The sequence below is a fragment of the Sphaerotilus hippei genome (assembly GCF_003201595.1).
GTDB lineage: Bacteria > Pseudomonadota > Gammaproteobacteria > Burkholderiales > Burkholderiaceae_C > Sphaerotilus > Sphaerotilus hippei.
In genome coordinates, this window is sequence record NZ_QJJS01000001.1 from 353,318 (window position 1) to 377,451 (window position 24,134).

28 protein-coding genes are annotated in these 24,134 nt (G+C 69.3%); 18 read left to right on the forward strand and 10 right to left on the reverse strand.

Annotation, left to right across the window (positions count from 1 at the left end):
- Positions 1-35: 35 nt before the first annotated feature.
- Complete coding sequence (locus C7444_RS01710) at positions 36-566, reverse strand: SET domain-containing protein (RefSeq protein ID WP_110399076.1); 531 nt, start codon at positions 564-566, stop codon at positions 36-38.
- Positions 567-657: 91 nt separating this feature from the next.
- Here C7444_RS01710 and C7444_RS01715 point away from each other — a divergent pair, with 91 nt between their 5' ends.
- Positions 658-3,246 carry a DNA topoisomerase III gene (locus C7444_RS01715; protein WP_110399077.1) on the forward strand — a complete coding sequence of 863 codons (2,589 nt, stop codon included), beginning with the start codon at positions 658-660 and terminating at the stop codon, positions 3,244-3,246.
- Between the two features lie 22 nt (positions 3,247-3,268).
- Here the strand turns inward: C7444_RS01715 and C7444_RS01720 are convergent, their stop codons facing one another.
- The gene (locus C7444_RS01720; protein WP_110399078.1) at positions 3,269-3,793 is read right to left on the reverse strand and encodes a PIN domain-containing protein; all 525 of its coding nucleotides are present in this window, start codon (positions 3,791-3,793) and stop codon (positions 3,269-3,271) included.
- Positions 3,794-3,898: 105 nt separating this feature from the next.
- Between C7444_RS01720 and C7444_RS01725 the strand changes: the two genes are divergently transcribed.
- The 3 genes from C7444_RS01725 (at position 3,899) to C7444_RS20150 (ending at position 6,172) form a co-directional block, all read left to right on the forward strand.
- Complete coding sequence (locus tag C7444_RS01725) at positions 3,899-4,105, forward strand: DUF1289 domain-containing protein (protein ID WP_375136896.1); 207 nt, start codon at positions 3,899-3,901, stop codon at positions 4,103-4,105.
- Between the two features lie 198 nt (positions 4,106-4,303).
- Positions 4,304-6,001 carry an MFS transporter gene (locus tag C7444_RS01730; RefSeq protein ID WP_110399080.1) on the forward strand — a complete coding sequence of 566 codons (1,698 nt, stop codon included), beginning with the start codon at positions 4,304-4,306 and terminating at the stop codon, positions 5,999-6,001.
- Between the two features lie 30 nt (positions 6,002-6,031).
- The gene (locus C7444_RS20150) at positions 6,032-6,172 is read left to right on the forward strand and encodes a hypothetical protein (RefSeq protein ID WP_170130588.1); all 141 of its coding nucleotides are present in this window, start codon (positions 6,032-6,034) and stop codon (positions 6,170-6,172) included.
- Positions 6,173-6,263: 91 nt separating this feature from the next.
- Here the strand turns inward: C7444_RS20150 and ahpF are convergent, their stop codons facing one another.
- The 3 genes from ahpF to C7444_RS01745 all read right to left on the reverse strand — a co-directional run bounded on the left by ahpF (position 6,264) and on the right by C7444_RS01745 (position 9,717).
- The gene (gene ahpF / locus C7444_RS01735; RefSeq protein WP_110399081.1) at positions 6,264-7,832 is read right to left on the reverse strand and encodes an alkyl hydroperoxide reductase subunit F; all 1,569 of its coding nucleotides are present in this window, start codon (positions 7,830-7,832) and stop codon (positions 6,264-6,266) included.
- Positions 7,833-8,014: 182 nt separating this feature from the next.
- Positions 8,015-8,578, reverse strand: coding sequence for an alkyl hydroperoxide reductase subunit C (gene ahpC / locus C7444_RS01740; protein WP_110399082.1), 564 nt, complete (start codon positions 8,576-8,578; stop codon positions 8,015-8,017).
- A gap of 224 nt (positions 8,579-8,802) precedes the next feature.
- On the reverse strand, positions 8,803-9,717 hold the full coding sequence (locus tag C7444_RS01745; RefSeq protein ID WP_110399083.1) for a LysR family transcriptional regulator: 915 nt from the start codon (positions 9,715-9,717) through the stop codon (positions 8,803-8,805).
- Between the two features lie 110 nt (positions 9,718-9,827).
- On the opposite strand from C7444_RS01745, the gene C7444_RS01750 reads away from it, so the two are divergent.
- From C7444_RS01750 to C7444_RS01765, 4 genes are all read left to right on the forward strand, one after another.
- The gene (locus tag C7444_RS01750) at positions 9,828-10,790 is read left to right on the forward strand and encodes a tripartite tricarboxylate transporter substrate binding protein (RefSeq protein ID WP_110399084.1); all 963 of its coding nucleotides are present in this window, start codon (positions 9,828-9,830) and stop codon (positions 10,788-10,790) included.
- A gap of 87 nt (positions 10,791-10,877) precedes the next feature.
- The gene (gene leuC, locus C7444_RS01755) at positions 10,878-12,290 is read left to right on the forward strand and encodes a 3-isopropylmalate dehydratase large subunit (RefSeq protein WP_110399085.1); all 1,413 of its coding nucleotides are present in this window, start codon (positions 10,878-10,880) and stop codon (positions 12,288-12,290) included.
- A complete protein-coding gene (leuD, locus tag C7444_RS01760; RefSeq protein ID WP_110399086.1) occupies positions 12,287-12,928 on the forward strand; it encodes a 3-isopropylmalate dehydratase small subunit in 642 nt (213 codons plus the stop codon). The genes leuC and leuD overlap by 4 nt, the downstream gene beginning before the upstream one ends.
- A gap of 35 nt (positions 12,929-12,963) precedes the next feature.
- Positions 12,964-13,857, forward strand: coding sequence for an alpha/beta fold hydrolase (locus tag C7444_RS01765; RefSeq protein WP_110399167.1), 894 nt, complete (start codon positions 12,964-12,966; stop codon positions 13,855-13,857).
- A gap of 39 nt (positions 13,858-13,896) precedes the next feature.
- Here C7444_RS01765 and C7444_RS01770 read toward each other — a convergent pair whose 3' ends face one another.
- On the reverse strand, positions 13,897-14,544 hold the full coding sequence (locus C7444_RS01770; protein ID WP_110399087.1) for a response regulator: 648 nt from the start codon (positions 14,542-14,544) through the stop codon (positions 13,897-13,899).
- On the reverse strand, positions 14,541-15,983 hold the full coding sequence (locus C7444_RS01775; RefSeq protein ID WP_110399088.1) for a histidine kinase: 1,443 nt from the start codon (positions 15,981-15,983) through the stop codon (positions 14,541-14,543). The genes C7444_RS01770 and C7444_RS01775 overlap by 4 nt, the downstream gene beginning before the upstream one ends.
- A gap of 197 nt (positions 15,984-16,180) precedes the next feature.
- On the opposite strand from C7444_RS01775, the gene pqqA reads away from it, so the two are divergent.
- From pqqA to C7444_RS01825, 10 genes are all read left to right on the forward strand, one after another.
- Positions 16,181-16,255 (forward strand): pyrroloquinoline quinone precursor peptide PqqA, encoded by a 75-nt coding sequence (gene pqqA / locus C7444_RS20945; protein ID WP_110399168.1) that lies wholly within the window; start codon positions 16,181-16,183, stop codon positions 16,253-16,255.
- Between the two features lie 48 nt (positions 16,256-16,303).
- Positions 16,304-17,218 carry a pyrroloquinoline quinone biosynthesis protein PqqB gene (pqqB, locus tag C7444_RS01785; RefSeq protein ID WP_110399089.1) on the forward strand — a complete coding sequence of 305 codons (915 nt, stop codon included), beginning with the start codon at positions 16,304-16,306 and terminating at the stop codon, positions 17,216-17,218.
- Positions 17,219-17,226: 8 nt separating this feature from the next.
- Positions 17,227-18,006: a pyrroloquinoline-quinone synthase PqqC gene (gene pqqC, locus C7444_RS01790; RefSeq protein WP_110399090.1), complete on the forward strand. Its 780-nt coding sequence runs from the start codon at positions 17,227-17,229 to the stop codon at positions 18,004-18,006.
- On the forward strand, positions 18,003-18,302 hold the full coding sequence (gene pqqD, locus C7444_RS01795; RefSeq protein WP_110399091.1) for a pyrroloquinoline quinone biosynthesis peptide chaperone PqqD: 300 nt from the start codon (positions 18,003-18,005) through the stop codon (positions 18,300-18,302). Before pqqC ends, pqqD begins: the two co-directional genes overlap by 4 nt.
- Complete coding sequence (gene pqqE / locus C7444_RS01800) at positions 18,299-19,447, forward strand: pyrroloquinoline quinone biosynthesis protein PqqE (protein ID WP_110399092.1); 1,149 nt, start codon at positions 18,299-18,301, stop codon at positions 19,445-19,447. Before pqqD ends, pqqE begins: the two co-directional genes overlap by 4 nt.
- 63 nt (positions 19,448-19,510) lie before the next feature.
- Positions 19,511-19,954, forward strand: coding sequence for a universal stress protein (locus C7444_RS01805; RefSeq protein WP_110399169.1), 444 nt, complete (start codon positions 19,511-19,513; stop codon positions 19,952-19,954).
- A 144-nt stretch (positions 19,955-20,098) separates the two neighbouring features.
- Entirely contained in the window at positions 20,099-20,893 is a 795-nt protein-coding gene (locus C7444_RS01810) for an SDR family oxidoreductase (RefSeq protein ID WP_110399093.1), read from the forward strand.
- A 107-nt stretch (positions 20,894-21,000) separates the two neighbouring features.
- The gene (locus tag C7444_RS01815) at positions 21,001-21,312 is read left to right on the forward strand and encodes an ElaB/YgaM/YqjD family protein (protein WP_110399170.1); all 312 of its coding nucleotides are present in this window, start codon (positions 21,001-21,003) and stop codon (positions 21,310-21,312) included.
- A 34-nt stretch (positions 21,313-21,346) separates the two neighbouring features.
- Positions 21,347-21,775 (forward strand): phage holin family protein, encoded by a 429-nt coding sequence (locus C7444_RS01820; RefSeq protein WP_110399094.1) that lies wholly within the window; start codon positions 21,347-21,349, stop codon positions 21,773-21,775.
- Positions 21,776-21,789: 14 nt separating this feature from the next.
- A complete protein-coding gene (locus tag C7444_RS01825; protein WP_110399095.1) occupies positions 21,790-22,254 on the forward strand; it encodes a hypothetical protein in 465 nt (154 codons plus the stop codon).
- Here the strand turns inward: C7444_RS01825 and C7444_RS01830 are convergent.
- The 3 genes from C7444_RS01830 to C7444_RS01840 are packed head-to-tail and all read right to left on the reverse strand — an operon-like array spanning position 22,240 to position 24,086.
- Positions 22,240-22,650: an iron-sulfur cluster assembly protein gene (locus C7444_RS01830; protein WP_170130589.1), complete on the reverse strand. Its 411-nt coding sequence runs from the start codon at positions 22,648-22,650 to the stop codon at positions 22,240-22,242. The two genes, C7444_RS01825 and C7444_RS01830, sit on opposite strands and share 15 nt — an antisense overlap.
- Positions 22,651-22,708: 58 nt before the next feature.
- A complete protein-coding gene (locus tag C7444_RS01835) occupies positions 22,709-23,680 on the reverse strand; it encodes an AEC family transporter (RefSeq protein WP_110399097.1) in 972 nt (323 codons plus the stop codon).
- A gap of 58 nt (positions 23,681-23,738) precedes the next feature.
- Positions 23,739-24,086 carry an iron-sulfur cluster assembly protein gene (locus C7444_RS01840; protein ID WP_110399098.1) on the reverse strand — a complete coding sequence of 116 codons (348 nt, stop codon included), beginning with the start codon at positions 24,084-24,086 and terminating at the stop codon, positions 23,739-23,741.
- Between the last annotated feature and the right edge of the window lie 48 nt (positions 24,087-24,134).

Consider the following 24,134-nt stretch of genomic DNA (forward strand, 5'->3'; position numbering starts at 1 on the left):
CCAGGCGGGGGGCAGTCACGCGCAAGCTGGCGCGCTCAGCGCTTGGGTGCCAGCATGGTGCCGCGGCAGGTCGCGGCGCCGCAGCGGCAGGCGTAGGCTTTTTTCAGTTTGGCAGTGTATCGTTCGTCGATCACCAGTCGGTAGTCGAAGAACAGTTCCTCGCCTGCATCGATGTCGCGCAGCGCGCAGATGAAGATGCGGCCGTCGATCTCCTCGGCCTCGCAGTTGGGCGCGCAGGCGTGGTTGATCCAGCGTGACGAATTGCCTTGATGCGCTCCGTCGATCACATGACCGTCGTCCAGATGGAAATAGAACGTATGGTTCGGGTCCGAGGGATCGTGCGGGTGACGCCGCAGCGCCTCGTCCCAGTCGATGATCTCGCCCTTGTATTCGATGATGCGCTCGCCGTGCTGCAGGGGCAGGACGGCGAAGACGCCCCGGCCATGCACGCCGGAGCGGCGCACCTGGATGCGCCTCTGCCCGGTGGCGGGCGGGGGGGCGGCGAGGGCGGAATCGGCGTCGAGGCCGGCGTTGGGGGCGGGGCGCTGGCGACGCGTCGTGCTCATGGGTGCGAGAACTTGGTTAGATTGAGGTGTGTGAGCGCGCGTGCGCACGCCTGCGCGCAGGGACCGGATTGTAGAGAGCACAGTTGAAAGCATGAGCAAATCACTCGTCATCGCCGAGAAACCGTCGGTCGCGCAGGACATCGTCCGCGCGCTCACCCCCGTGTCCGGCAAGTTCGAGAAGCATGCCGAGCACTTCGAGAACGACCATTACGTGGTCAGCTCCGCCGTGGGCCACCTCGTGGAGATCCGCGCGCCGGAGGAGTTCGACGTCAAGCGCGGCAAGTGGAGCTTCGCGAACCTGCCGGTGCTGCCGCCGCATTTCGACCTGGAGCCCATCGACAAGAGCAAGAGCCGGCTCGGTGCGGTGGTCAAGCTGATCAAGCGCAAGGACGTCACCACGCTGATCAACGCCTGTGACGCCGGGCGGGAAGGGGAGCTGATCTTCCGACTGATCGTGCAGTACGCCGACGGCGGCAAGGGCAAGCTCGACAAGCCGGTGCAGCGCCTGTGGCTGCAGAGCATGACGCCCCAGGCCATCCGCGACGGCTTCGACCGCCTGCGCAGCGATGCCGACATGCGCGGCCTGGCCGATGCGGCACGCAGCCGCAGCGAGGCCGACTGGCTCGTGGGCATCAACGGCACCCGCGCGATGACCGCGTTCAACTCGCGCGACGGCGGTTTTTTCCTGACGACGGTCGGGCGGGTGCAGACCCCCACGCTGTCGATCATGGTCGAGCGCGAGGAGAAGATCCGCAAGCACGTCGCGCGCGACTACTGGGAGGTGCGCGCCGACTTCGCCGCGGCCGCCGGCCTCTACGAAGGCAAGTGGTTCGACCCGAAGTTCAAGAAGGACGAGGATGGCGAGCGCCGTGCCGACCGGGTCTGGACCGCCGCCGAGGCGCAGGCCATCGCCGATGCCGTGCGTGGCCAGGCCGGCACGGTGCGCGAGGAGGCCAAGCCCAGCACCCAGGCCAGCCCGTTGCTCTATGACCTGACCACGCTGCAGCGCGAGGCCAACTCGCGCTTCGGCTTCTCGGCCAAGACCACGCTGTCGCTGGCCCAGGCGCTCTACGAGAAGCACAAGGTGCTGACCTACCCGCGGACCGACGCCCGGGCGCTGCCCGAGGACTACGTCAGCGTGGCCAAGGAGACGCTGGCGGCCATCGCCAGCGAGGACCTGCCCGGCCCGCTGCGTGACCTGGCCCTGCATGCCCGCAAGGCGCTCAACGAGGGTTACGTCAAGCCCAGCAAGCGCATCTTCGACAACAGCAAGATCTCGGACCACTTCGCGATCATCCCGACGCTGCAGACGCCCAAGAGCCTGAGCGAGATCGAGGCCAAGCTCTACGACCTGGTGGTCAAGCGTTTCATCGCGGTGTTCTACCCGTCGGCCGAGTTCATGGTCACGACCCGCATCACGCAGGTCGAGGGCCACAGCTTCCAGACCAACGGCAAGGTGCTGGTCAACCCGGGCTGGCTGGCCGTCTACGGCAAGGAGGCCGCGGGCGAGGACGCCAACCTGGTCGCGGTGCAGCCGGGCGAGGGCGTCTCGGTCGACGAGCTGAAGGTCGCCGCCCAGCGCACCAAGCCGCCGGCCCGCTACAACGAGTCGACGCTGCTCAGCGCGATGGAAGGCGCCGGCAAGCTGATCGACGACGAGGAGCTGAAGGCGGCGATGCAGGAGAAGGGCCTGGGCACGCCTGCCACGCGCGCGGCCATCATCGAAGGCCTGATCCTCGAGAAGTACCTGCTGCGCGAAGGCCGTGACCTGATCCCCACGGCCAAGGCCTTCCAGCTGATGACGCTGCTGCGAGGCCTGGCCATCGAGGACCTGACCAAGCCCGAACTGACCGGCCAGTGGGAATACCAGCTCACGCAGATCGAGAAGGGCCAGCTCAGCCGCGCCGACTTCATGGCCGGCATCGCCGACATGGCCCGGCGCGTGGTGGCCAAGGCCAAGGAATACGACCGCGACACCATTCCGGGCGACTACGCCACGCTGAAGGCCCCCTGCCCGAACTGCGGCGGCGTGGTCAAGGAGAACTACCGGCGCTTCGCCTGCTCCGGGACCGACGGTCACGGTGCGGGCTGCGGCTTCTCGATCGGCAAGATCCCGGGCGGGCGGGCCTTCGAGCTGCACGAGGCCGAAGCCTTCCTGCAGGATCACAAGATCGGCCCGCTGGAGGGTTTCCGCTCCAAGGCCGGCTGGCCCTTCACCGCCGAGCTCAAGCTGGTGCGCGACGAGGAGGCCGGCAACTGGAAGCTCGAGTTCGACTTCGGCGAGGACGCCAAGAAGGACGACGAATCGGGCGAACCGGTCGACTTCAGCGCGCAGCCGAGCCTGGGCAGCTGCCCCAAGTGCCAGAGCCATGTGTTCGAGCACGGCACCAGCTACGTCTGCGAGCACTCGGTGGGCGCCAACACCACTTGCGACTTCAAGACCGGCAAGATCATCCTGCAGCAGCCGGTGACCCACGAGCAGATGAACAAGCTGCTGGCCGCGGGCAAGACCGACCTGCTGGACGGCTTCGTCTCCAACAAGACCCGCCGCAAGTTCAAGGCCTTCCTGGTCTACGACAAGAAGGAAGGCAAGGTGGTGTTCGAGTTCGAGCCGCGTCCGGCACGTCCGGCGGGCAAGACGGCCGCCCGGGCGGGAGCGGCGAAGAAGACCGCCGCCTGACGGGGCGGATCCTCAGGCCGGGTCAGGCGACGTGGCGTCGCGATCCGGCCTGGTCGCCGGCGACCGGCACCGATCGAAGCCGCACCTGCTTGAGCAGCTCGATGAAGGTGTCGAGCGACAGCATCGGGCAGACGTGGGCGGACTTCATGCCCAGCAGTTCCTGGTCGGCGGTCACCACGGCATGGGCCTGGCCGGCCATGGCCAGGCGCACGTAGGGCAGGCCGGGCGGATCCCCCGCACGCATCTGGTCCTCGGCGTGCGGCACCCGCACCTTCAAGGTGTGCGGCAGGTAGTCGACCAGCAGCACCTGCTGGTCGTAGCGGGAAAAACCCAGCTGCGGCAGCGCCAGCCGGGTCGTCAGGTCGAACAGCGTGGCCTTGCACATCATCGGGCGGAAGACGCCGTTCTGCCACGCGTGGCGCAGCTGGGCGGCCGCGCCGCCACCGAACATCAGTGCCGACACCACGATCGTGGCGTCCAGCACCACCCGGGGCGGTTTGCCCCTGCGCGCGGCGAGCGTGGCAGCGAAGGTCTCGGCGGGTGTCATGTCGATGCAAGGGGCGGCGTGCGCAGATGCGGCATTATCGGCACAGCCTCCGCCGATCGCGCAAAGATCCTGCTCAATATTCCAATTTTTTCATTTAGAGCCATGATGACCACCGATGCCGATCCCGTCCCCAGTCCTTGCGTGAACCTGTGTCGCATGGACCGTCAGCGGCGCTGGTGCGAAGGCTGCCTGCGTACCATCGACGAGATCGCCGGCTGGTCGCGCATGGACGAGAGCAGCAAGCGTGCCGTCCACGCGCTGCTGCCCGAGCGCCGCGAGCAGCGTGCGGCCGAGGGGCCTCGAACGGATTAGGGACAGTCCCAGGCAGTGCTTACCCGAGGCGATCGGGGCGGTGCTGGAACCTGTCTCACATCAAGAAAAGCCGGCTCCGGGTTCTTGCTGATCTTGTAAGGTTCTGTTGTGAATCCGTCAGGAATCGGTCAGACATGCCCCTGACATTGCGCTCCAGCGCCGCAGGTCGCGGTGCCGGGAATGACTGGAGACGCAACCATGGCAAGCACCACCCTGCCTGCTCGTTCCGCCGCATCGCCGATGACGTCCGAGGAGAAGAAGGTCATCTTCGCCTCGTCGCTCGGCACGGTGTTCGAGTGGTACGACTTCTACCTCTACGGATCGCTGGCGGCCATCATCGCCAAGCAGTTCTTCTCGGGGCTGGATCCGACCTCCGCCTTCATCTTCGCGCTGCTGGCCTTCGCTGCGGGGTTCATCGTGCGGCCCTTCGGCGCGCTGGTGTTCGGGCGGCTGGGCGACATGATCGGGCGCAAGTACACCTTCCTGGTGACCATCCTGATCATGGGCCTGTCGACCTTCATCGTCGGCGTGCTGCCTTCCTACGCGTCCATCGGCGTGGCCGCCCCGGTCATCCTGATCGGCCTGCGCATGCTGCAGGGCCTGGCGCTCGGCGGTGAATACGGCGGCGCGGCCACCTATGTGGCCGAACATGCGCCGCACGGTCGCCGCGGGGCCTACACCGCCTGGATCCAGACGACCGCCACGCTGGGCCTGTTCCTGAGCCTGATGGTCATCCTGGGCACCCGCACCGCCATCGGCGAGGAGGCCTTCGGCGACTGGGGCTGGCGGGTGCCGTTCATCGTCTCGATCCTGCTGCTGGGCGTCAGCGTCTGGATCCGGCTGTCGATGAACGAATCGCCGGCGTTCAAGAAGATGAAGGAAGAAGGCAAGACCTCCAAGGCGCCGCTGTCCGAGTCCTTCGGCCAGTGGAAGAACCTGAAGGTCGTGATCCTGGCGCTGTTCGGCCTGGTGGCCGGCCAGGCGGTGGTCTGGTACTCAGGGCAGTTCTACGCGCTGTTCTTCCTGACCAACGTGCTGAAGGTGGACGGCCCGACGGCCAACATCCTGGTGGCCGTCTCGCTGATCATCGGCACGCCGTTCTTCGTCATCTTCGGCACGCTGTCGGACAAGGTCGGCCGCAAGCCGGTGATCATGCTCGGCCTGGCGCTGGCGGTGCTGACCTACTTCCCGCTGTTCAAGGCGCTGGCGGAGACCGCGAACCCCAAGCTCGCGGCGGCCCAGGCGTCGGCCCGGATCACCGTGACGGTGGACCCGGCCCAGTGCTCGTTCCAGGGCAGCCCGATCGCCCGTGACGTGGACTTCACCACGCCGTGCGACATCGCCAAGCGCACGCTGGCCCAGGCTGCGGCCAGCTACGACACGGTGATGCAGGCCGGGGCGTCGGGCACGGTGCGCATCGGTGACAAGGAGATCGTGGCACCGAGCGCGACGCTGACGGCGGGCGGGCACAAGTTCGACGAGAACAGCGCCAAGACCATCGCGGCGTTCAAGAAGGAAGTGGCCGAGGCGCTGAAGGCCGCCGGTTATCCGCCCAAGGCCGATCCGATCCCGATGGGCTCGGCCCAGTGGCTGAAGATCGTCGGCATCCTGTCGATCCTGGTGATCTACGTCACGATGGTCTACGGCCCGATCGCCGCCATGCTGGTGGAGCTGTTCCCGACCCGCATCCGCTACACCTCGATGTCGCTGCCGTATCACATCGGCAATGGCTGGTTCGGTGGCCTGATGCCCACGATCGCCTTCGCGATGGTGGCCCAGAACGGCAACATCTTCCACGGCCTCTGGTACCCGGTCACGATCGCCGCGGCCACCTTCGTGATCGGCATGCTGTTCGTGCGCGAGACCAAGGACATCGACATCTACGCCCAGGATTGAACCCGCGGGCTGAACAAGGAGGAACTTCTCATGTGGAAACTGGCGCTCGGATTCCTGGCCTTCGCCGCGCTGGCGCTGTTCATCATGGCGCGCAGCGGTGCCGACGTGGACATGGGGGGCGAGCAGCACGGCATCGCCTCGCACGAGCCGGCTTCGGCCGCATCGAACTGAAGCGCGGCGGCCGTGACGCCTGAGTGGTCCAGGCGATGAAAGAAGGGGCGGCCTCTCGCGAGGCCGCCCCTTGCGCCTTCAGTGCCGGGTGTCAGGCGGCGGCCGGCGTGCGGATCAGGTGGTCGAAGGCGCTGAGCGCGGCCTTGGCGCCTTCGCCGGTGGCGATGATGATCTGCTTGTAGGGCACGGTCGTCACGTCACCCGCGGCGAAGATGCCCGGCACGCTGGTGTGGCACTTGGCGTCGACGATGATCTCGCCGAACTTGCTCAGCTCCACCGTGCCGCGCACGAACTCGGTGTTGGGCACCAGGCCGATCTGCACGAACACGCCGGCCAGATCGAGCAGGTGCTCGTCGCCGCTGACCCGATCCTTGTAGCGCAGGCCGTTCATCTTCTGGCCGTCGCCGGTGACCTCGGTGGTCTGGGCGTTGACGTGGATGGTGACGTTGGGCAGGCTCTTGAGCTTGTCCACCAGCACCTGGTCGGCCTTGAGCTGGTCGGCGAATTCGAGCAGCGTGACGCTCTTGACCACGCCGGCCAGGTCGATCGCGGCCTCGACGCCGGAGTTGCCGCCGCCGATCACCGCCACGTCCTTGCCCTTGAACAGCGGGCCGTCGCAGTGCGGGCAGTAGGCCACGCCCTTGGTCTTGTATTCCTGCTCGCCGGGCACGTTCATGTTGCGCCAGCGCGCGCCGGTGGCCAGGATCACGGTGCGGCCCTGGAGCACGGCGCCGTTGTCCAGCGTGACCGCGGCGTAGCCGCCCGGCTGCTCGGCCGGATCGATCTTCGCCACCCGCTGCAGCGTGATGATGTCCACGCCGTAGTGGCGCACATGCGCTTCCAGCGCGGCGGCGAACTTCGGCCCTTCGGTCTCCAGCACGGAGACGAAGTTCTCGATGCCCAGCGTGTCCATGGTCTGGCCGCCGAAACGCTCGGCCACGATGCCGGTGCGGATGCCCTTGCGCGCGGCGTACACCGCGGCGGCGGCGCCGGCCGGGCCGCCACCGATGATCAGCACCTCGTACGGGGCCTTTTCATTGAGCTTGGCCGCTTCGCGCCTGGCGGCGCCGGTGTCGATCTTGGCCAGGATCTCGCCGACTTCCATGCGGCCGTTGCCGAAGGGCTGGCCGTTCAGGAACACGCTGGGCACGGCCATGATCTGGCGGTCCTCGACCTCCTTCTGGAACAGGCCGCCGTCGATGGCCACGGCGCGGATGCGCGGGTTGAACACCGCCATCAGGTTCATCGCCTGCACCACGTCCGGGCAGTTGTGGCAGGTCAGGCTCATGAAGGTGTCGAAGGCGAAGTCACCCTCGAGCGCCTTGATCTGCTCGAGCACCTCGGGCTCGACCTTGGGCGGGTGGCCGCCGGCCCACAGCAGCGCCAGCAGCAGCGAGGTGAACTCGTGGCCCATCGGCACGGCGGCGAAGTGCACGCCCATGTCGTGGCCGACGCGGGTGATCTGGAAGGAGGGGCGGCGCTCGAACGTGCCGTCCAGGCGCACGCCGATCCTGTCCGGCGCGATGGCGGCGATCTCGGTGACCAGCTCGCGGATGTCGGCGGCGCCTTCGGAGTCGTCGAGGCTGGCGATCAGCTCGATGGGCTGGGTGATGCGCTCGAAATAGGAGGCGAGTTGTGCCTTGGTGCTGTCGTCCAACATGATGCGGTCCTTTCGCAGGGAGATTCAGGCGTGGTCGTTCCGACCCCGTTGAAAGCACCCCGGCACGGGCCGCGGGACGCTTTCAACAGGGCCCGAGAGGGGCCCGGGCGGGCGCGGGGCCCGCCGGGGAAGCTGGATCGACCGGCGTGAGGCCGGTCTCGAGCCGCTTCATCGCATGCAGATCAGATCTTGCCGACCAGGTCGATGCTCGGAGCCAGGGTCTTGGCGCCTTCCTTCCACTTGGCCGGGCAGACCTGGCCGGGGTTGGCGGCGGTGTACTGGGCGGCCTTCAGCTTGCGCAGGGTTTCCGACACGTCACGGGCGATCTCGTTGCTGTGGATCTCGGCCGTCTTGATCACGCCATCGGGGTTGATGACGAAGGTGCCGCGCAGCGCCAGGCCTTCTTCGGGGATGTGCACGCCGAAGGCATTGGTCAGCGTGTGGGTCGGGTCGCCGACCAGCGGGAACTTGGCCTTGCCGACGGCCGGCGAGGTCTCGTGCCACACCTTGTGCGAGAAGTGGGTGTCGGTGGTGACGATGTAGACCTCGGCACCGGCGGCCTGGAAGGCGGCGTAGTTGTCGGCAGCGTCCTCGATCTCGGTCGGGCAGTTGAAGGTGAAGGCGGCCGGCATGAAGATCAGCACGGACCACTTGCCCTTCAGGCTCTCTTCGCTGACCTCGATGAACTTGCCGTTGTGGAAGGCCTGGGTCTTGAAGGGCTGGACTTGGGTGTTGATCAGGGACATTGCAAATTCCTACGTTGGTTGAAGTGGCGATAGAGATCTTATGTCGGCTGGCCGGCAAACTGCATTGAATCGCCATATGTGGCTCATTGAGTCCGCCTATTTTTTGCCTCGACAGGCCGCTCGGGTTTGCGCCCGGACAGGTCCGTCGAGGATGTTCCCGCAGCGCGGGCCGGCCCGCAAGCCCGTGCAACGTCACCGTCGGCGACCACCGGGGGCCGTGCGGGCTACCAGGCCCCGTCCTGCTGCTGGCGATGCGGCTCGAAGGCTTCCAGCAGGAAGTCCACCAAGGCACGGGTCTTGGCGGACAGGTTGCTGCGCGTCGGAAACACGGCATAGATGTCGGCGGGAGGCAGGCTCCAGTCCGCCAGCACCGGTTTCAGCCGGCCCGAGCGCAGCATGGGTGCCGCCTCCCAGACGGATCGCATCAGGATGCCGTGCCCATCCAGGGCCCAGCCGACCACGCACTCGCCATCGTTGGAGGCCAGCGGTCCGCGCACCTTGACGGCTTCCGCACGGGCGCCGCTGCGAAGGTGCCAGGTGCCGAAGGTTTCGTCGCTCTCGCGGATGAACAGGCAGGCGTGCCGGGCGAGGTCCCGCGGTGAGGCCGGCTCCCCGGCACGGCGCAGGTAGGCCGGCGAGGCGCACAGCAGGCGTCGGTTGTGGGCCAGCAGCCGGGCGGTCAATCGAGCGTCCGGCAACTCGCCGAATCGCAGCTGCAGATCGAAGCCCTGCTCGATCAGGTTCACGGGCCGATCCGTGAGGTGCAGCTGCAGTTCGACGTCCGGATAGTCGCGCGTGAACCTCGACAATGCGGGCGCGATGTGCCGCCGGCCGAAGCCCAGCGTGCAGCAGACACGCACCAGTCCCTTGGGGATGGCGCGGCTGCCGGACACGGTGCGCTCGAGGGCCTCCAGTTCTTCCAGCACCCGGGCGCCCTCTGAAAAATAGGTCTCGCCCTCCGGCGTGAGGCTGAGGCGGCGGGTGGATCGCTGCAGCAGCCGCACGCCCAGGCGCCGCTCGATGGCCGCCAGCCGCTTGCTCACCGCGGGAGGCGTCACGCCGATCTGCTGAGCCGCCGCGACCAGGCTTCCATGCTTGACCAACAAGGCAAAAAAGGCGATGTCGGAGAAGGCGTCCATTCATTCCTCTGGGGACCGAAAGAACTGCTTCTGAAGATATTGCAGTTCACATGTTCACTCCTAGCATACCGGTACCGCGACCTGCGGCCACAAGACCTGGAGACAAAAGCATGCAACTTCGATCATTGGTGGCGGCTCTGGCACTTTCCGTGTCGAGTCTGCCCCTCTGGGCCCAGAGCTACCCTGAACGTGCGGTCAAGCTGCTGGTGCCCTACGCGCCCGGTGGCAGCGCCGACATCGTGGCCCGCCTGATCGCGGATGAATGGGGCAGGTCGCTGGGCAAGCCGGTGTTCATCGAGAACAAGGCGGGCGCAGGGGGCAACCTGGGCGTGGATGCCGTCGCCAAGTCGATTCCCGACGGTCACACCATCGGTCTGCAGACGGTGTCGTTGGCCATCAATCCGGCCCTCACGCCCAGGATGCCCTACGACACGCTGAAGGATCTGGCCCCCATCGGCATGGTGGCGACTTCGCAGCATGTGCTGGTCGTCCATGACCGGCTGCCCGTCAGCAACCTCAAGGAGCTCCTGGCGCATGCCAGGAGCAAGCCGGGCAAGCTGACCTACGGCTCGGCGGGCGGCGGCAGCACCCTGCACATGTCGGCCGAGTTGTTCAAGGCGGTGGGTGGCCTGGCCATGCTTCACATTCCCTACCGCGGAGGCGGCCAGGCCCTGACGGACACCCTGGCCGGACAGGTGGACATGTCCTTCCCGGTGCTCTCCGCCGCGGCTGGCCATGTCCAGGCCGGAAAGGTCCGTGCGCTGGGTGTCACGGGCAGCAAGCGCTCGCCGCTGATGCCCGACGTCCCGACGATCGCGGAAGCCGGTTTGCCGGGCTACGCCTTCGAGACCTGGTTCATGGTGTTCGCTCCGGCGCAAGTTCCCAAGCCCGTGCTGGACAAGCTCAACAGCTCGCTCAACGCCGTCCTGCAATCTCCCGCCATCAAGGAGCGCATGGCCAGGGAAGGCTTCGACGCCACTTCATCGACTCCGGCACAGGCGCGCGTGCGCCTGGAGTCGGAGATGCCCAGATGGGCCAGGCTCGTCAAGGAGCGTGGCATCACCGCGGATTGACATGCACCCGTCCTCTCCTCCTGACCCGCGCAGCGTCGATTGGCCTGCACCGGGATCCCGGCCCCTCACCCCCTTCGGCCCACACGCATGACAGCCAGAACCCTCTATCGCAAACTGGTGGACAGCCACACCGTGGCGCAGATGGACGAACAGAACGTGCTCCTGTTCTGCGATCTGCACCTGATGAACGAGTACACCAGCCCGCAGGCCTTCGCCGGCTTGCACGAAGCCGGACGCGGCGTTCCGGTCCCCGGGCAGAACGTGGCCGTGGTGAGTCACATCATCCCGACGCACCCGGGCCGGTTTCGCGTGATCGCCGATCCGGCCTCGGCACTGCAGGCCAGCAATCTCAGGAAGAACTGCGACCACTTCAACATTCCCCTGTTCGACACCAACGACGCGCTGCAAGGCATTGAGCATGTGGTCGCGCCGGAGCACGGCCTCATCCGTCCGGGCATGGTGGTCATCTGCGGCGACAGCCACACGACCACCTACGGTGCGCTCGGTGCACTCGGCTTCGGCATCGGAACCACTGAAGTCGAGCATGTGCTCGCGACCCAGACCCTGGTGTATCGCCTGGCCAGGGACATGCACATCCGCGTCGATGGACGACTGCCGATGGGCACGACCGCCAAGGACCTGGTGCTCGCCATCATCGGTCGCATCGGTGCGCAGGGCGCGCGTGGTTTCGTGGTCGAGTATTCCGGCCCGGCGATCGATGCGCTGTCGGTGGAGGCTCGCTTCACGCTGTGCAACATGACGGTCGAGGCCGGTGCACGCGGCGCGTTGATCGCCCCGGATCAAGCCGCCATCGACTACGTGATGGCCCATGCGCCGGACCTGCTGGAGCACCGCGACGCCGCCTTGGGTGCCTGGCAGCAGTTGCGCAGCGATGAAGGCGCCTTCTTCGAGGTCGAGCATCAGTTCGACGCCTCCCGGATCGCGCCGCATGTCACCTGGGGCACCAGCCCCGATCAGGTGGTCGCCATCGATGGTGTCCTGCCGCGTCTGGCGGCACTGGACGCCGGCCCCGTGCGCAGCAGCGCCGAGCGTGCGCTGGCCTACACGCAACTGCAGGAAGGCGCGCGCCTGGCCGGAACGGCGGTGCAACATGTGTTCATCGGCTCCTGCACCAATGGACGCATCGAAGATCTGCGTGCGGCCGCCAGCGTGGTTCGAGGGCGTCAGGTGGCCACGGGCGTGCGTGCCATGGTGGTGCCGGGCTCGGGTGCGGTGAAGGCCGCCGCCGAAGCCGAGGGCCTGGCCGACGTGTTCATCAACGCAGGTTTCGAATGGCGCAACCCGGGCTGCTCCATGTGTCTGGCGATGAATGACGACGTGCTCGCCGACGGCGTGCGCTGCGCCTCCACCACCAACCGCAATTTCGAGGGCCGCCAGGGCCGCGGCGCCATCACTCACCTCATGAGCCCCGCGATGGCCGCCGCCGCCGCGGTGACGGGGCGCATCACCGACGCACGCCAACTGGAGATCCTCCCATGAGCGATCCGAGCCTCATTCATGTCCATGGCCGTGCCGCGGCCCTGCGCATCGAGAACCTGGACACGGACCAGATCATCCCCAAGCAGTTCCTGCGCGGCATCGACAAGTCCGGGCTCAAGGACGGCGTCTTCCATGACCTGCGATGCGACGGCGCCGGACAGGTCCGTCCCGACTTCGTGCTCAACCAGCCGGCCTACGGCGATGCCTCGATCTTGATCGCTGGCAACAACTTCGGCTGCGGCTCCAGCCGTGAGCACGCGGTGTGGGGACTGCAGCAGCTGGGCATCCGTGCCATCGTGGCGCCCAGCTTCGGCGAGATCTTCTACTCCAACGCGATGAACAATCGCCTGCTGCTGGTGATGTTGCCGCAGGCCACCGTCTCGCGGTTGATGGCGGACGCGGACGATCCGACCACCAACCAGGTCCGGATCGACCTGGAGGCCATGTCGCTGCGCAGCGCCACCGTGCAGGCCGGCTTCGAACTGATGCCGCGCCATCGCAGGATGTTTCTCGAAGGCCTGGACAGCATCGGCCTGTCGCTGACCTTCCAGGCGCAGATCGATGCCTTCGCCCAGGACCACTGGGCCCGCCAGCCCTGGCTGCGCGACGTGGCGGCCCTCACCAGGAGCCGCCTGTGACCGACCCGCGAGCCCGTGGCCCGGCGAGCGAGGCCATGGAGGATCTGTTCCCCGGATTCAGCACGCAGGACCTCACCACCGAGCCCGGCGTGCACATCCGCGTGCGCACCGGCGGGCGGGGCGCTCCGCTGCTGCTGCTGCACGGCCATCCGCAGACCCACGCCATCTGGCACAAGGTGGCGCCGGCGCTGGCGGCGCACTTCACGCTGGTGCTCGCCGACCTGCGGGGCTATGGCGACTCGGCCAGGCCGGCCGGCGATGCCGGACACCTGGCCCACAGCAAGCGCACGATGGCGCGCGACATGCTGCACGTGATGCGGTCGCTGGGCCATGAGCGCTTCAGCGTGCTGGCGCATGACCGTGGTGCCCGCGTGGCCCACCGGCTGGCGCTGGACCATGCCGCCGCAGTGCGCCGTCTGGTGCTGCTCGACATCGCGCCCACGCTGGCGATGTACGAGCAGACCGGCGAGGCCTTCGCGCGGGCCTACTGGCACTGGTTCTTCCTGATCCAGCCGGCACCGCTGCCCGAGCGGCTGATCGCCGCCGATCCCGCCGCCTATGTGCGTGACGTGATGGGCCGCCGCAGCGCGGGCCTGGCGCCCTTCGACCCGCGTGCGCTGGCCGAGTACCAGCGCACGCTGGCGCTGCCGGGCACCGCCCACGGCATCTGCGAGGACTACCGCGCTTCGGCCGGCATCGACCTGGAGCACGACCGCACCGACCGCGACCGCGGCGTGCGCCTGGCGGCGCCGCTGCTGGCGCTGTGGGGCCGCGACGGCGTGGTGCACCGCTGCTTCCAGCCGCTGGCCGAGTGGCGGCGGGTGGCCGACGACGTGCGCGGCGAGGCCTTGCCCTGCGGCCACTACATCGCCGAGGAAGCGCCCGACGTGCTGCTGCAGGCGGCGCTGCCCTTCCTCACCGCCGCCTGATCACCGGCCCGCATTGCCTCGTGCACGGCACCGCGACGCTCAGGCCTCGATCAGTCCCCAGCGCAGTGCCAGCAGCGTCAGCTCGGCCTGGTTGGAGGCGGCCAGCTTCTGCTTGACGTGGTAGAGGTGGGTGCCGATGGTGCTGGCCGACAGCTTGAGCGCCTGCGCGATCTCCTGGACCGAGCGGCCCCGGGCCAGCTGCACGAAGACCTCGAACTCGCGCGCGGACAGCGCGTCGACGGGGTTGCTGCCGCCGTCGAGCGCGGCCAGCGCCAGCTGCTGGGCGGTGGCCGCGTCGAGGTAGCGGCGCCCGGCGCCGACGCAGCGCACCGCCTGCGGCAGCGCATCGGGCGCGCTGCCCTTGGAGAGGAAACCCAGCGCGCCGGCGTCGAGCGCGCGCCGGGCGTGGGCGCTGTCGTCGTGGGCTGACAGCACCAGCACCTTCAGCTGGGGCTCGCGCGAGCGCAGCCGGCGCAGGGCCTCGAGCCCGCCCATGCCGGGCATCGACAGGTCGAGCACGACGACGTCCGGCCGGGCGGTGGCCAGCAGCGTCAGGGCTTGCTCGCCGCTGTCGGCCTCGGCCACGACGCTCAGGTCCGGGCTGGCGCCCAGCAGCATGCAGAACCCCATGCGCACCAGCGTGTGGTCGTCGACCAGCATGATGCGCAGCGGCGCGTGTTCCGTCATCCGAGGCCCTCCGGGGGTGATGGTGTCAGCGGCAGTGTGGCACGCAGGCGGGTGCCGGGCCGGCCATCCGCGCCGGCGGTGTCGTCCCGCGCCGCCAGTTCCAGCTCGCCGCCGAGCGCCTGCACCCGCTCCAGCAGGCCGCGCAGGCCGTGGCGGCCCCGGGTCTGCGCATCGGCGGGCAGGCCGATGCCGTCGTCCTCGAGCTGCAGCGTGGCCCGGTCGGCGTGGCCGTGCAGGGCCAGCGCCAGGTGCCGGGCGCCGCTGTGGCGCAGCGCATTGGTCAGGCCTTCCTGGGCGACGGCGTAGAGCGTGCGGGCGACGTCGCGGGGCAGCGCGCGGGCCAGCGCATCCCGGTCGGCCGGCGCCTGCCATTCGAGCGTGATGCCGGGGTGGCTGGCCCGGGTCCGGTCGACCAGCCCCGTCAGCGCGTCGGGCAGGCCGAGCTCGTCGAGCGCGGGCGGGCTCAGGCGCGGGATCAGCCCGTGCATCGCGTCATAGAGCCGGGCGGCCTCGTCGCCGATCAGCCGGGCCGCCTGCGCGCCGCTGTCGTCGTGCTGCCGGTCCAGGCGCTGCTGCAGCCCCCGCGCCAGGCTGCGGATGGCGGTCACCGACTGGGCGAACTCGTCGTGCAGCTCCCGGGCGATGGCGCGGCGCTCGGCGTCGGTGTGGGCCTCGAGCCGGCGCATGAACTCGCGGTGCTCCGACAGCCTGCGCTCGGCCTCGAAGGCGCGCAGGCGGGCGTCGAGCTGCTCCTCGATCGCCGCGGCCAGGCGGTTGACCTCCCGTCCGATCAGGCTGGCTTCCTTGCCGGGCAGGGCGGGCAGGCGCACGTGGTAGTCGCCCTCGCGCAGCCGGCTCAGGCCGGTGACGATGGTCGGCCAGGGCCGCAGGGCCCGCCCGACCAGCCAGAACACGCCCAGGTGCAGCAGCACCAGCGCGCCCGCGCCCAGCAGCGCCAGGCGCTGCAGCTCGTCCCAGCCGTCGAGGATGGCCCGCGAAGGATCGGCCTCGACCGTCAGCCGCCCGCCCGGCAGGTCGATCACCTGGCGCTGCGGCAGCGGTGCCACCAGCGTGCTGTACCAGGCCGGCGCTTCGCGGCCCTGCTTGTAGATCGAGGGCGGCGAGCGGAACAGCACCTCGCCCGTGTCGCTCTCGAGCGTGATGTCGTTGGCGCGCACCCGGCCGAGCTGCTCGAGGAACTGGCCCATCGCTCCCGGCCCGGCGCGGGTGTAGACCCAGGTGACCCGCTGCAGCAGCTGGCTGGCGACCCGGTTGGCCGCGACGATCTCCTCGTGCACGCTGCGGCGCGTGCTGTCGATCTGCAGCGCCACCAGCACGGCCACGAACACGCCCGTCAGCAGGGCGACGAGCGTGTGGATCTGCAGGCGCAGGCCCCAGCGCGGGGGGCGTGCGGGCAGCGTGTCGGTCGGCGTGGACATGGTCGCGATTGTCGGCCGGCCCGTCGACGCTGCCGCGGGCCCGGGGGCCGGCCGGTCCCGCATTCATGAAAATCATGAGCGCCGATTCATGCGGGTGACGAGGACGGCGCAGGCCGTGCCGCCGACACTGGAATCGATGCAGCGCCAAGCCCGGTGCCGCATCGATTCCATCCACCGCCTGTTCAGGAGACGACACCATGACCTGGGAAACCCCCGCTGCCTGCGATTTCCGTTTCGGTTTCGAGATCACGATGTACGTGGCCGCTCGCTGAGCGACCCGGACCTCGCCGAACCTCTGGCCTGACATGCCGGGCTCCTCCATGACCCTGCGGGTGCTCGGTTCGGGCGCCGGCGGTGGCTTTCCGCAGTGGAACTGCAACTGCGTCCAGTGCACCGCCGTGCGCGCCGGCTCGCCCCATCACCGGGCCCGCACCCAGTCGTCGATCGCCGTGGGCGGCCCCGACGACTGGCTGCTGGTCAATGCCTCCCCCGACATCCTGACCCAGCTGCAGCGCAGCCCGGCGCTGCAGCCGGCACGGGCCGTGCGAGACACCGGCATCGCCGCCGTGCTGCTGTGCGATGGCCAGATCGACCACAGCACCGGCCTGTACATGCTGCGCGAGCGTGGCACGCCGCTGCCGCTGTGGACCACCCGGCCGGCCTTCGAGGACCTGAGCCAGGGCAACCCGATCCTGCGCGTGCTGTCGCACTACTGCGGCGTCGACTGGAACGAGCTGCCGATCGATGGCACCTCGTTCAGCGTGCCCGGGGTCGCCGGCCTGCGCCTGACGGCGATGCCGCTCGACAGCAAGCCCGCGCCCTACTCGCCGCACCGCGAACGGCCGGTGCCCGGTGACAACATCGGCCTGGTGTTCGAGAACCTGCGCACCGGCGGGCGGGTCTTCTACGCGCCCGGCCTGGGCGAGATCAGCCCGCTGGTCTGGGAGACGCTGGGCACGGTCGATGCCGTGATGGTCGACGGCACCTTCTGGACCGACGACGAGATGATCCGCCTGGGCTTCTCGAAGAAGACCGCCCGCGACATCGGCCACCTGCCGCAGTCCGGCCCCGGCGGCATGCTCGACTGGCTCGCCCGCCTGCCCGCGAGCACCCGCAAGCTGCTCATCCACATCAACAACACCAATCCGATTCTCGACGAGTCGTCGCCCGAGCGGCGCGCGGTCGAGGCCGCGGGCGTCGAGGTGACGTTCGACGGACTGGAACTCACGTTCTGAGCCTGCCCATGAGCACCGCCACCGGCAACCGCTTCGGTACCCCGTTCAACGCGCCCGCCACCTTCCGTGCCCGCGAGCCCGACGCCCCGGCCTGGGACCGCGTCGCCTTCGAGGCGCAGCTGCGCGAGCAGGGCAGGAGCTATCACATCCACCACCCGTTCAACGTCATGCTGAACACGGGCCGCGCCACGCCCGAGCAGATCCGCGGCTGGGTGGCCAACCGCTTCTACTACCAGATCGCCATTCCGGTGAAGGACGCGGCGGTGCTGGCCAACTGCCCGGACCGCGAGGTGCGGCGCGAGTGGATCCAGCGCCTCCTCGACCACGACGGCTTCGAGATCGGCGGGGTGAAGGACGAAGGGGGCATCGAGGCCTGGATCCGCCTCGGCCAAGCCGTGGGCCTGGGCCGCGAGGAGATCACCGACCTGCGCCACGTGATCCCGGCGGTGCGCTTCGCGGTCGATGCCTACGTGAACTTCGCGCGCCACGCGCCGTGGCAGGAGGCGGTGTGCTCGTCGCTGACCGAGCTGTTCGCGCCCGAGATCCACAAGCAGCGCCTGGCCACCTGGCCCGAGCACTACGGCTGGATCGAGCCGACCGGGCTGCAGTACTTCCGCAACCGCGTCAGCCAGGCGCGACGTGACGTCGAGCAGGGGCTGGCGGTCACGCTCGGCCATTTCCGCAGCCGCGACCAGCAGGAGCGGGCGCTGGAGATCCTGCGCTTCAAGCTCGACATCCTCTGGGCGATGAACGACGCGATGGCGCAGCGCTACGGGGTGGCGGCATGACGACGCCGACCTCCGCGCCCGACACCCGGCTGCCCGACACGACGACCCCGCGCCTCGGCCGCGGTTTCCGCCTGCAGTGGGAAGCGGCGCAGGGCAACCACGTGCTGCTCTACCCCGAGGGCATGGTCAAGCTCAACCGCAGCGCGGGCGAGATCCTGACCCGCTGCACTGGCGAGGCGGCGCTGCCGCAGTTGGTCGCCGATCTCGAGGCGGCCTTCGGTGCCCCCGACCTGCGTGGTGACGTCGAACGTTTCCTCGCCCTGGCCCGCCAGCAGCGCTGGGTGGACTGGGCATGAGCGCGGTGCCGACCGTCGGCCCGCCGCTGTGGCTGCTGGCGGAGGTGACCTACCGCTGTCCGCTGCACTGCGTGTTCTGCTACAACCCGATCGACCTGGCCGACACCGGGCGCGCCGACGAGCTGTCGACCGCCGACTGGCTGCGCGTGCTGCGCGAGGCGAGGGCGCTGGGCGCGGTGCAGTGCGGCTTCTCGGGCGGCGAGCCGCTGATGCGCGAGGACCTCGAGGACCTGATCGCCGAGGCCCGCCGGCTGGGGTATTACACCAACCTGCTGACCTCGGGCGTCGGCCTGAGCCCCGAGCGTGCCGCGTCGCTGAAGGCCGCCGGGCTCGACCACGTGCAGCTCAGCTTCCAGGACTCGACCCGTGAGCTGAACGATTTCCTCAGCCACACGAAGACCTTCCAGCTCAAGCAGGGCGTGGGCGAGCTGATCAAGTCGCACGGCTGGCCGATGGTGATGAACGTCGTCATCCACCGCCTCAACATCGATCACATCGACCGCATCATCGCGATGGCCGACGCGCTCGGCGCCGAGTACCTGGAGCTGGCCAATTCCCAGTACTACTCGTGGGCGCACCTGAACCGGGATCACCTGCTGCCCACCAGCGAGCAGATCCGCCGCGCCGAGGCCGTCACCGACGCCTGGCGCGAGAAGGTGGCCGACCGGATGAAGCTGTTCTTCGTGGCGCCCGACTACCACGAGGGCCAGCCCAAGAAGTGCATGAACGGCTGGGGCAACGTCTTCCTGACGGTCACGCCCGACGGCACCGCGTTGCCTTGCCACACCGCGAAGATGCTGCCCGGGCTGGCCTTCCCGAACGTGCGTGACCACGACGTGCGCCACATCTGGCACGACAGCGAGGGCTTCAACCGCTACCGCGGCACCGGCTGGATGAAGGGCGCCTGCGCCACCTGCCCGGACCAGCAGAAGGACCTCGGCGGCTGCCGCTGCCAGGCCTTCCTGCTGACGGGCGATCCGGCCGCGACCGACCCGGTCTGTCCGAAGAGCGAGCGCCACGGGATCGTGCAGGCGGCGGTGGCCGCGGCCGATGCCGGCGAGGTACCGACGCGTCCGCTGGTGTTCCGCGATCCGAAGTCTTCCCGCCTGTTGACGCACCCTGGCGCGGGCCCTCGAACTTCCTGACCAGGATCAAGTTCCAGCGCTGACACGAAGCCTACAGTGAGCCATCACAGCAAGGAACCGACCATGTTCAAGCACCTTCTCGTCCCCGTCGATGGCTCCGAACTGTCGCTGCGTGCGATGGATTCCAGCATCGAGCTGGCCCGCCAGCTGGGCGCGCGCATCACCGCCTTCGTTGCCGAACCTGACGTGCCCCTGGCCGCGGTCAGTTCCAACCCGACGACCTTCGTCAAGCAGGTCGAGGCGCATCAGGCCAAGTCCGATGCCCACGCCCGCAACGTGCTGGGCGCGTTCGAGGAGCGTGCCAAGGCCGCCGGCATCACGTTCGTCGGCGAGACGCTGACCACCGTGGCCGTCGACAACGCCATCGTCGAGACCGCCGAGCGCTGCGACTGCGACCTGATCCTGATGGTCACCCACGGGCGTGGCGCCTTCGGTGAGCTGCTGTTCGGCTCGCACACCAAGAACGTGATGTCGCGCACCAAGCGCGCGGTGCTGGTCCTGCACTGAGCCGTCGGCCGCCCGGCGCGCTCCGGCCCGGTGTTCACGCGCCGTGCCGACGGCCGGCAGCGTTCTCCTGATGGCAGACTGAAGGCGCGCGGAGCCGATCGGGTGCAGTGGTGCACCCTCGCCGCGCCCTGGAGGATCCTGCCCATGCCTGCTGCCGTGCCCACGTCGCCCCACCTTCCTCGCATTGCCCTGGTGACCGGCGCGGGCAGCGGCATCGGCCGGGCCACGGCCCTGGCCCTCTGGCGCCAGGGCTGGACGGTCGTGCTGACCGGGCGTCGCCTCGAGACCCTGCAGGCCACGCTGGACCTCGCCCGCACCGAGCTCGACGTCGACCTGAGCGAGCGCAGCCTGCTGGTGAGCGCGGACGTCACCGACGAAGCGGCGGTGGCCGGGCTGTTCGAGACGATCCGCCTGCGTTTCGGCCGCCTCGACCTGCTGTTCAACAACGCGGGCCTCTTCACCCAGGGCGTGTCCATCGAGGACCTGAGCCTGCAGGCTTGGCGTGCCTCGGTCGACACCAACCTCACCGGCGTCTTCCTGTGCACCCGCGAGGCTTTCCGCCTGATGAAGGCCCAGCAGCCGCAGGGCGGGCGCATCGTCAACAACGGCTCCATCTCCGCCCACGCTCCCCGGCCGGGCTCGGTGGCCTACACCTCGACCAAACACGCGATCACCGGCCTGACCCGCACCGCCGCGCTGGACGGCCGGGCATGGAACATCGCGGTCGGGCAGATCGACATCGGCAATGCCGCCTCCGACATGACCGCGGCGATGACGGCGGGCATCCGCCAGGCGGACGGCTCGCTCCGGGTCGAGCCGGTGATGGACGTGTGCCATGCCGCCGACGCCGTCGCCCACATGGCCGGCCTGCCGCTGTCGGCCAACGTGCTGTTCATGACCGTCATGGCCACGGCCATGCCTTTCGTCGGGCGCGGGTGAGCCGGGCGCGGGTCACCGGCCGACACGCCTTGACCTTGCGCAAGCGGAACTTGTGCGAGGCGCCCATGATCGGAGGTGATCTATCAACCCGTACGAGGAGCATGGTGATGAGCGAATTCAATGCGGCACAGAAGGATCGGCTGCTGTCCGAACTGCGCATGGTCGTGGCCGACGCCGAGGATCTGCTCAAGGTGACCGCCGACGATGCCAGCGACGAGATGTCGGCCCTGCGCTCCCGCGTGCAGTCCCGACTCAAGGATGCCAAGGCCCAGATCGTCCAGATCCAGGAGGCCGCGCTCGCCCGGGCCAAGGAGGCCAGCAAGGCCACCGACGCCTATGTGCACGAGAACCCCTGGAAGTCCATCGGCGTCGCGGCGGGCGTGGGCCTGCTGGTGGGCATGCTGATCGGCCGTCGCTGACACCGGCCCGCAGCGGCTCCACGAGCGCCACCCGATGAATCCCGACGAGTTGCCCGATCGCTGGCTCGACCGCCTGCGGCGCATCGGTGATCTGGCGCTCGCGCTGGTGCAGACGCGGCTGGCGCTGCTCGGCTCCGAGTGCGAGGCGCTGGTGTGGCGTGTGCTCGGGGCGCTGGCCCGGGGTGCGGCGGCGCTGCTGCTGCTGATGCTGGGGCTGCTGTTCGCCTCCCTGTGGCTGGTGCTGCTGTTCTGGGACGATCACCGGCTGCTGGTGCTGGGCGGGCTGACCGCGGCCTGCCTGGCCGGCGGGGTCTGGCTGTGGCGCAGCGCGCAGCGGCTGCTGCGCTCCACCGGGGCGCTGTTCGCGCTCAGCGTCGAAGAGCTGGCGCGGGACCGGGCGCGCCTGGGGGCGTCTCCGGACGATGGTGGCGTGCCGCCGGTGCCGCCCCGTCCCCCGGCATGAGCGGCCGGCCCGCGATGAATCCCGATGCCCGTCCCCCCGCCGTCGTCCGGCCACCGCTGGCCGAGCGCCAGCAGGCCCTGATCGCCCGCAGTGCGCTGCTGCGTGACGAACTGGCCGGGCAGACGTCCCGGTGGTGCGAGCAGGGGCTGCAGCGCCACCGCCCGGCCCTGGTCTGGGGGCTGAGGGCCCTGCGCTGGGGGCAGGCCTCCCGCGAGTTCTGGCATCAGCGGGTCCGCGCCGACACGCCGGCGGCGCAGGGCGCGCGTGCCGCGCTGGTGGCCGTGACCACGACCGCGCTGACGTGGCTCTGGCGGCGCCGTCGCCACCGTGCCCACGCGGCGGCGTCCGCGGGTGCGCCGATGCCGGCGTCTCATCCGGCGCTGTCGCGGGTGAGCAGCCTGCTGCGTTGGAGCCGGCGGGCCCTGGTGGCTTGGCGACTGTGGCGTCAGGTCAGTGCACGGGATTCAACGCGAGGCTGAACCGCCGTCGGCCGCCGGTGCGCAGCCGCTGCAGTCCTGCGACGGTGCCGCGTCGGCCGAGCGATTGGCGCAGCGGGCGTCCACGTCGTGGCGCAGGTACAGGTCGGTGTCGGGCAGGGTCTGGCGCATGGCCTCGAAGGCCAGTTCGCCCACGGCACGGGCATGGTGGCAATGGCCGCTGCCCAGACTCAGCGTCAGCATGGCCTCGCCGGGGCACAGGTCCAGCGCGATCACCCGGCCGTTCTGGACGATGCTGCCCTGCCCGTCGGGCTCGGGGATCCGCTCCAGCGCGTCGAGCACCCGCCGGATCAGCCCCGGCTCCCCGCTGCACCTTGGTGCGACGGGGGATGTCGTTTCGACCTGGGGCCAGATCCGGATGGCGTTGTGGGTGCTCATGGCACCATGATGAGGCCATGCGTCGGCAGGCCCCTTGATAACCATCAACTCCAGGCGGTCATCGTGCCCACTGGCCCAGCACCCAGAGCCAGAACGGTGCAGCCAGCACGTAGGCCGCGGTCGAGAGCACGATGGTCGCCGTGGTCCGGGCTTCCATCGTGCCGTAGCGGTGGGCGAACAGCAGCGGGTTGCTGCCCACCGGCAGCGCGGCGGCCAGCACGACCACCGACAGCGGCAGGCCGCTCAGCCCGAACAGCCCGACGGCCACCGCACCGATGAAGGCCGGCATCACGAACAGCTTCAGCACGCTGGTGGCCAGGGCGCCGCGCCAGCCGTCGCGCAGCCCGTATTCGTCGAGCGCCACGCCGATCAGCAGCAGGCACAGCGGCACCATGCCCTGACCGAGCAGCTGCAGGCCATCGTCCAGCAGCACCGGCAGCGGCAGCGCCAGCGCGTTCCAGCCCAGGCCGAGCAGCACCGGCAGCACGACCGGGTGGATCAGCGCATGGCGGGCGGTGGTGAGCAGCGTGCGGCCGAGGGTCGGGCGCCGTCCCTGCGCCTGCGCCCGGGCGTGGGCCACGTCGAGCTCGGCCCAGGCCGTGCCCAGGCTGAGCAGCAGCAGCGCATGCAGGCTGACGATGGCCAGGTGCAGCTGCAGGCCGGCATCACCGAAGACGGTCGCCGCCATCGGGATGCCCAGCTGCACGCTGTTGCCGAAGCCCAGCGTCACCGCCAGCACCGCCGGGCGGGCCGGATGCGCCGGCCGCCGCCGCCGGGCGACCCAGCGCACCACGGCCATCCACAGCAGGGCCGGGGCGAAGAAGGCGATCAGCATCTGCACCGGCGGGGCGGCGAAGTCCATCCGGGCGGTGGTGCGGAACAGCAGCGCCGGGCCGAACACCAGGAAGGCGGCATTCGACAGCACCTTCGAGGCATCCGGGCTGCGGAACACCCCGGCACGCGAGGCACCCCAGCCGATCACGATCACCGTGAACAGGCCGAGCAACTTGAACAGGACATCGATCGACATCCGCCCAGCTTAGGGCCGATCGCTCAGGACGCCATCCGCGACACCCACATCGAGCGCATCAGGCGAGCGCGTCCAGATGCCGGCGCACCTTGGCGCTGGCCCGTGCGGGGCTCCATTCCATGTCCTGCGCGTGGGTGATGTAGAGGTCGGTGTCGGGCAGCACACGCTGCAGCGCCCGCAGGGCCTGGGCCGAGATCAGGTCGCTGACGGGGCAGCTGGCGCCGGTGCCGACCAGCTGCAGCTCGGCCTCCTGGCCGTCCAGGCACAGGCTGCGCACCATGCCCAGGTCGACGATGTTGTCGCCGAGTCGCCCGTCCTTGACCGTGCGCAGTGCATCGAGCGCCAGCAGCAGCGCGGCCGACGGGCCTTCGAGCCGCAGTTCGGGGCGGGGAGTGGACGTCACCATGATGCGGACCTCCTGTCAGCTTCGCGATGGCCCACTATCGGCAGCCTG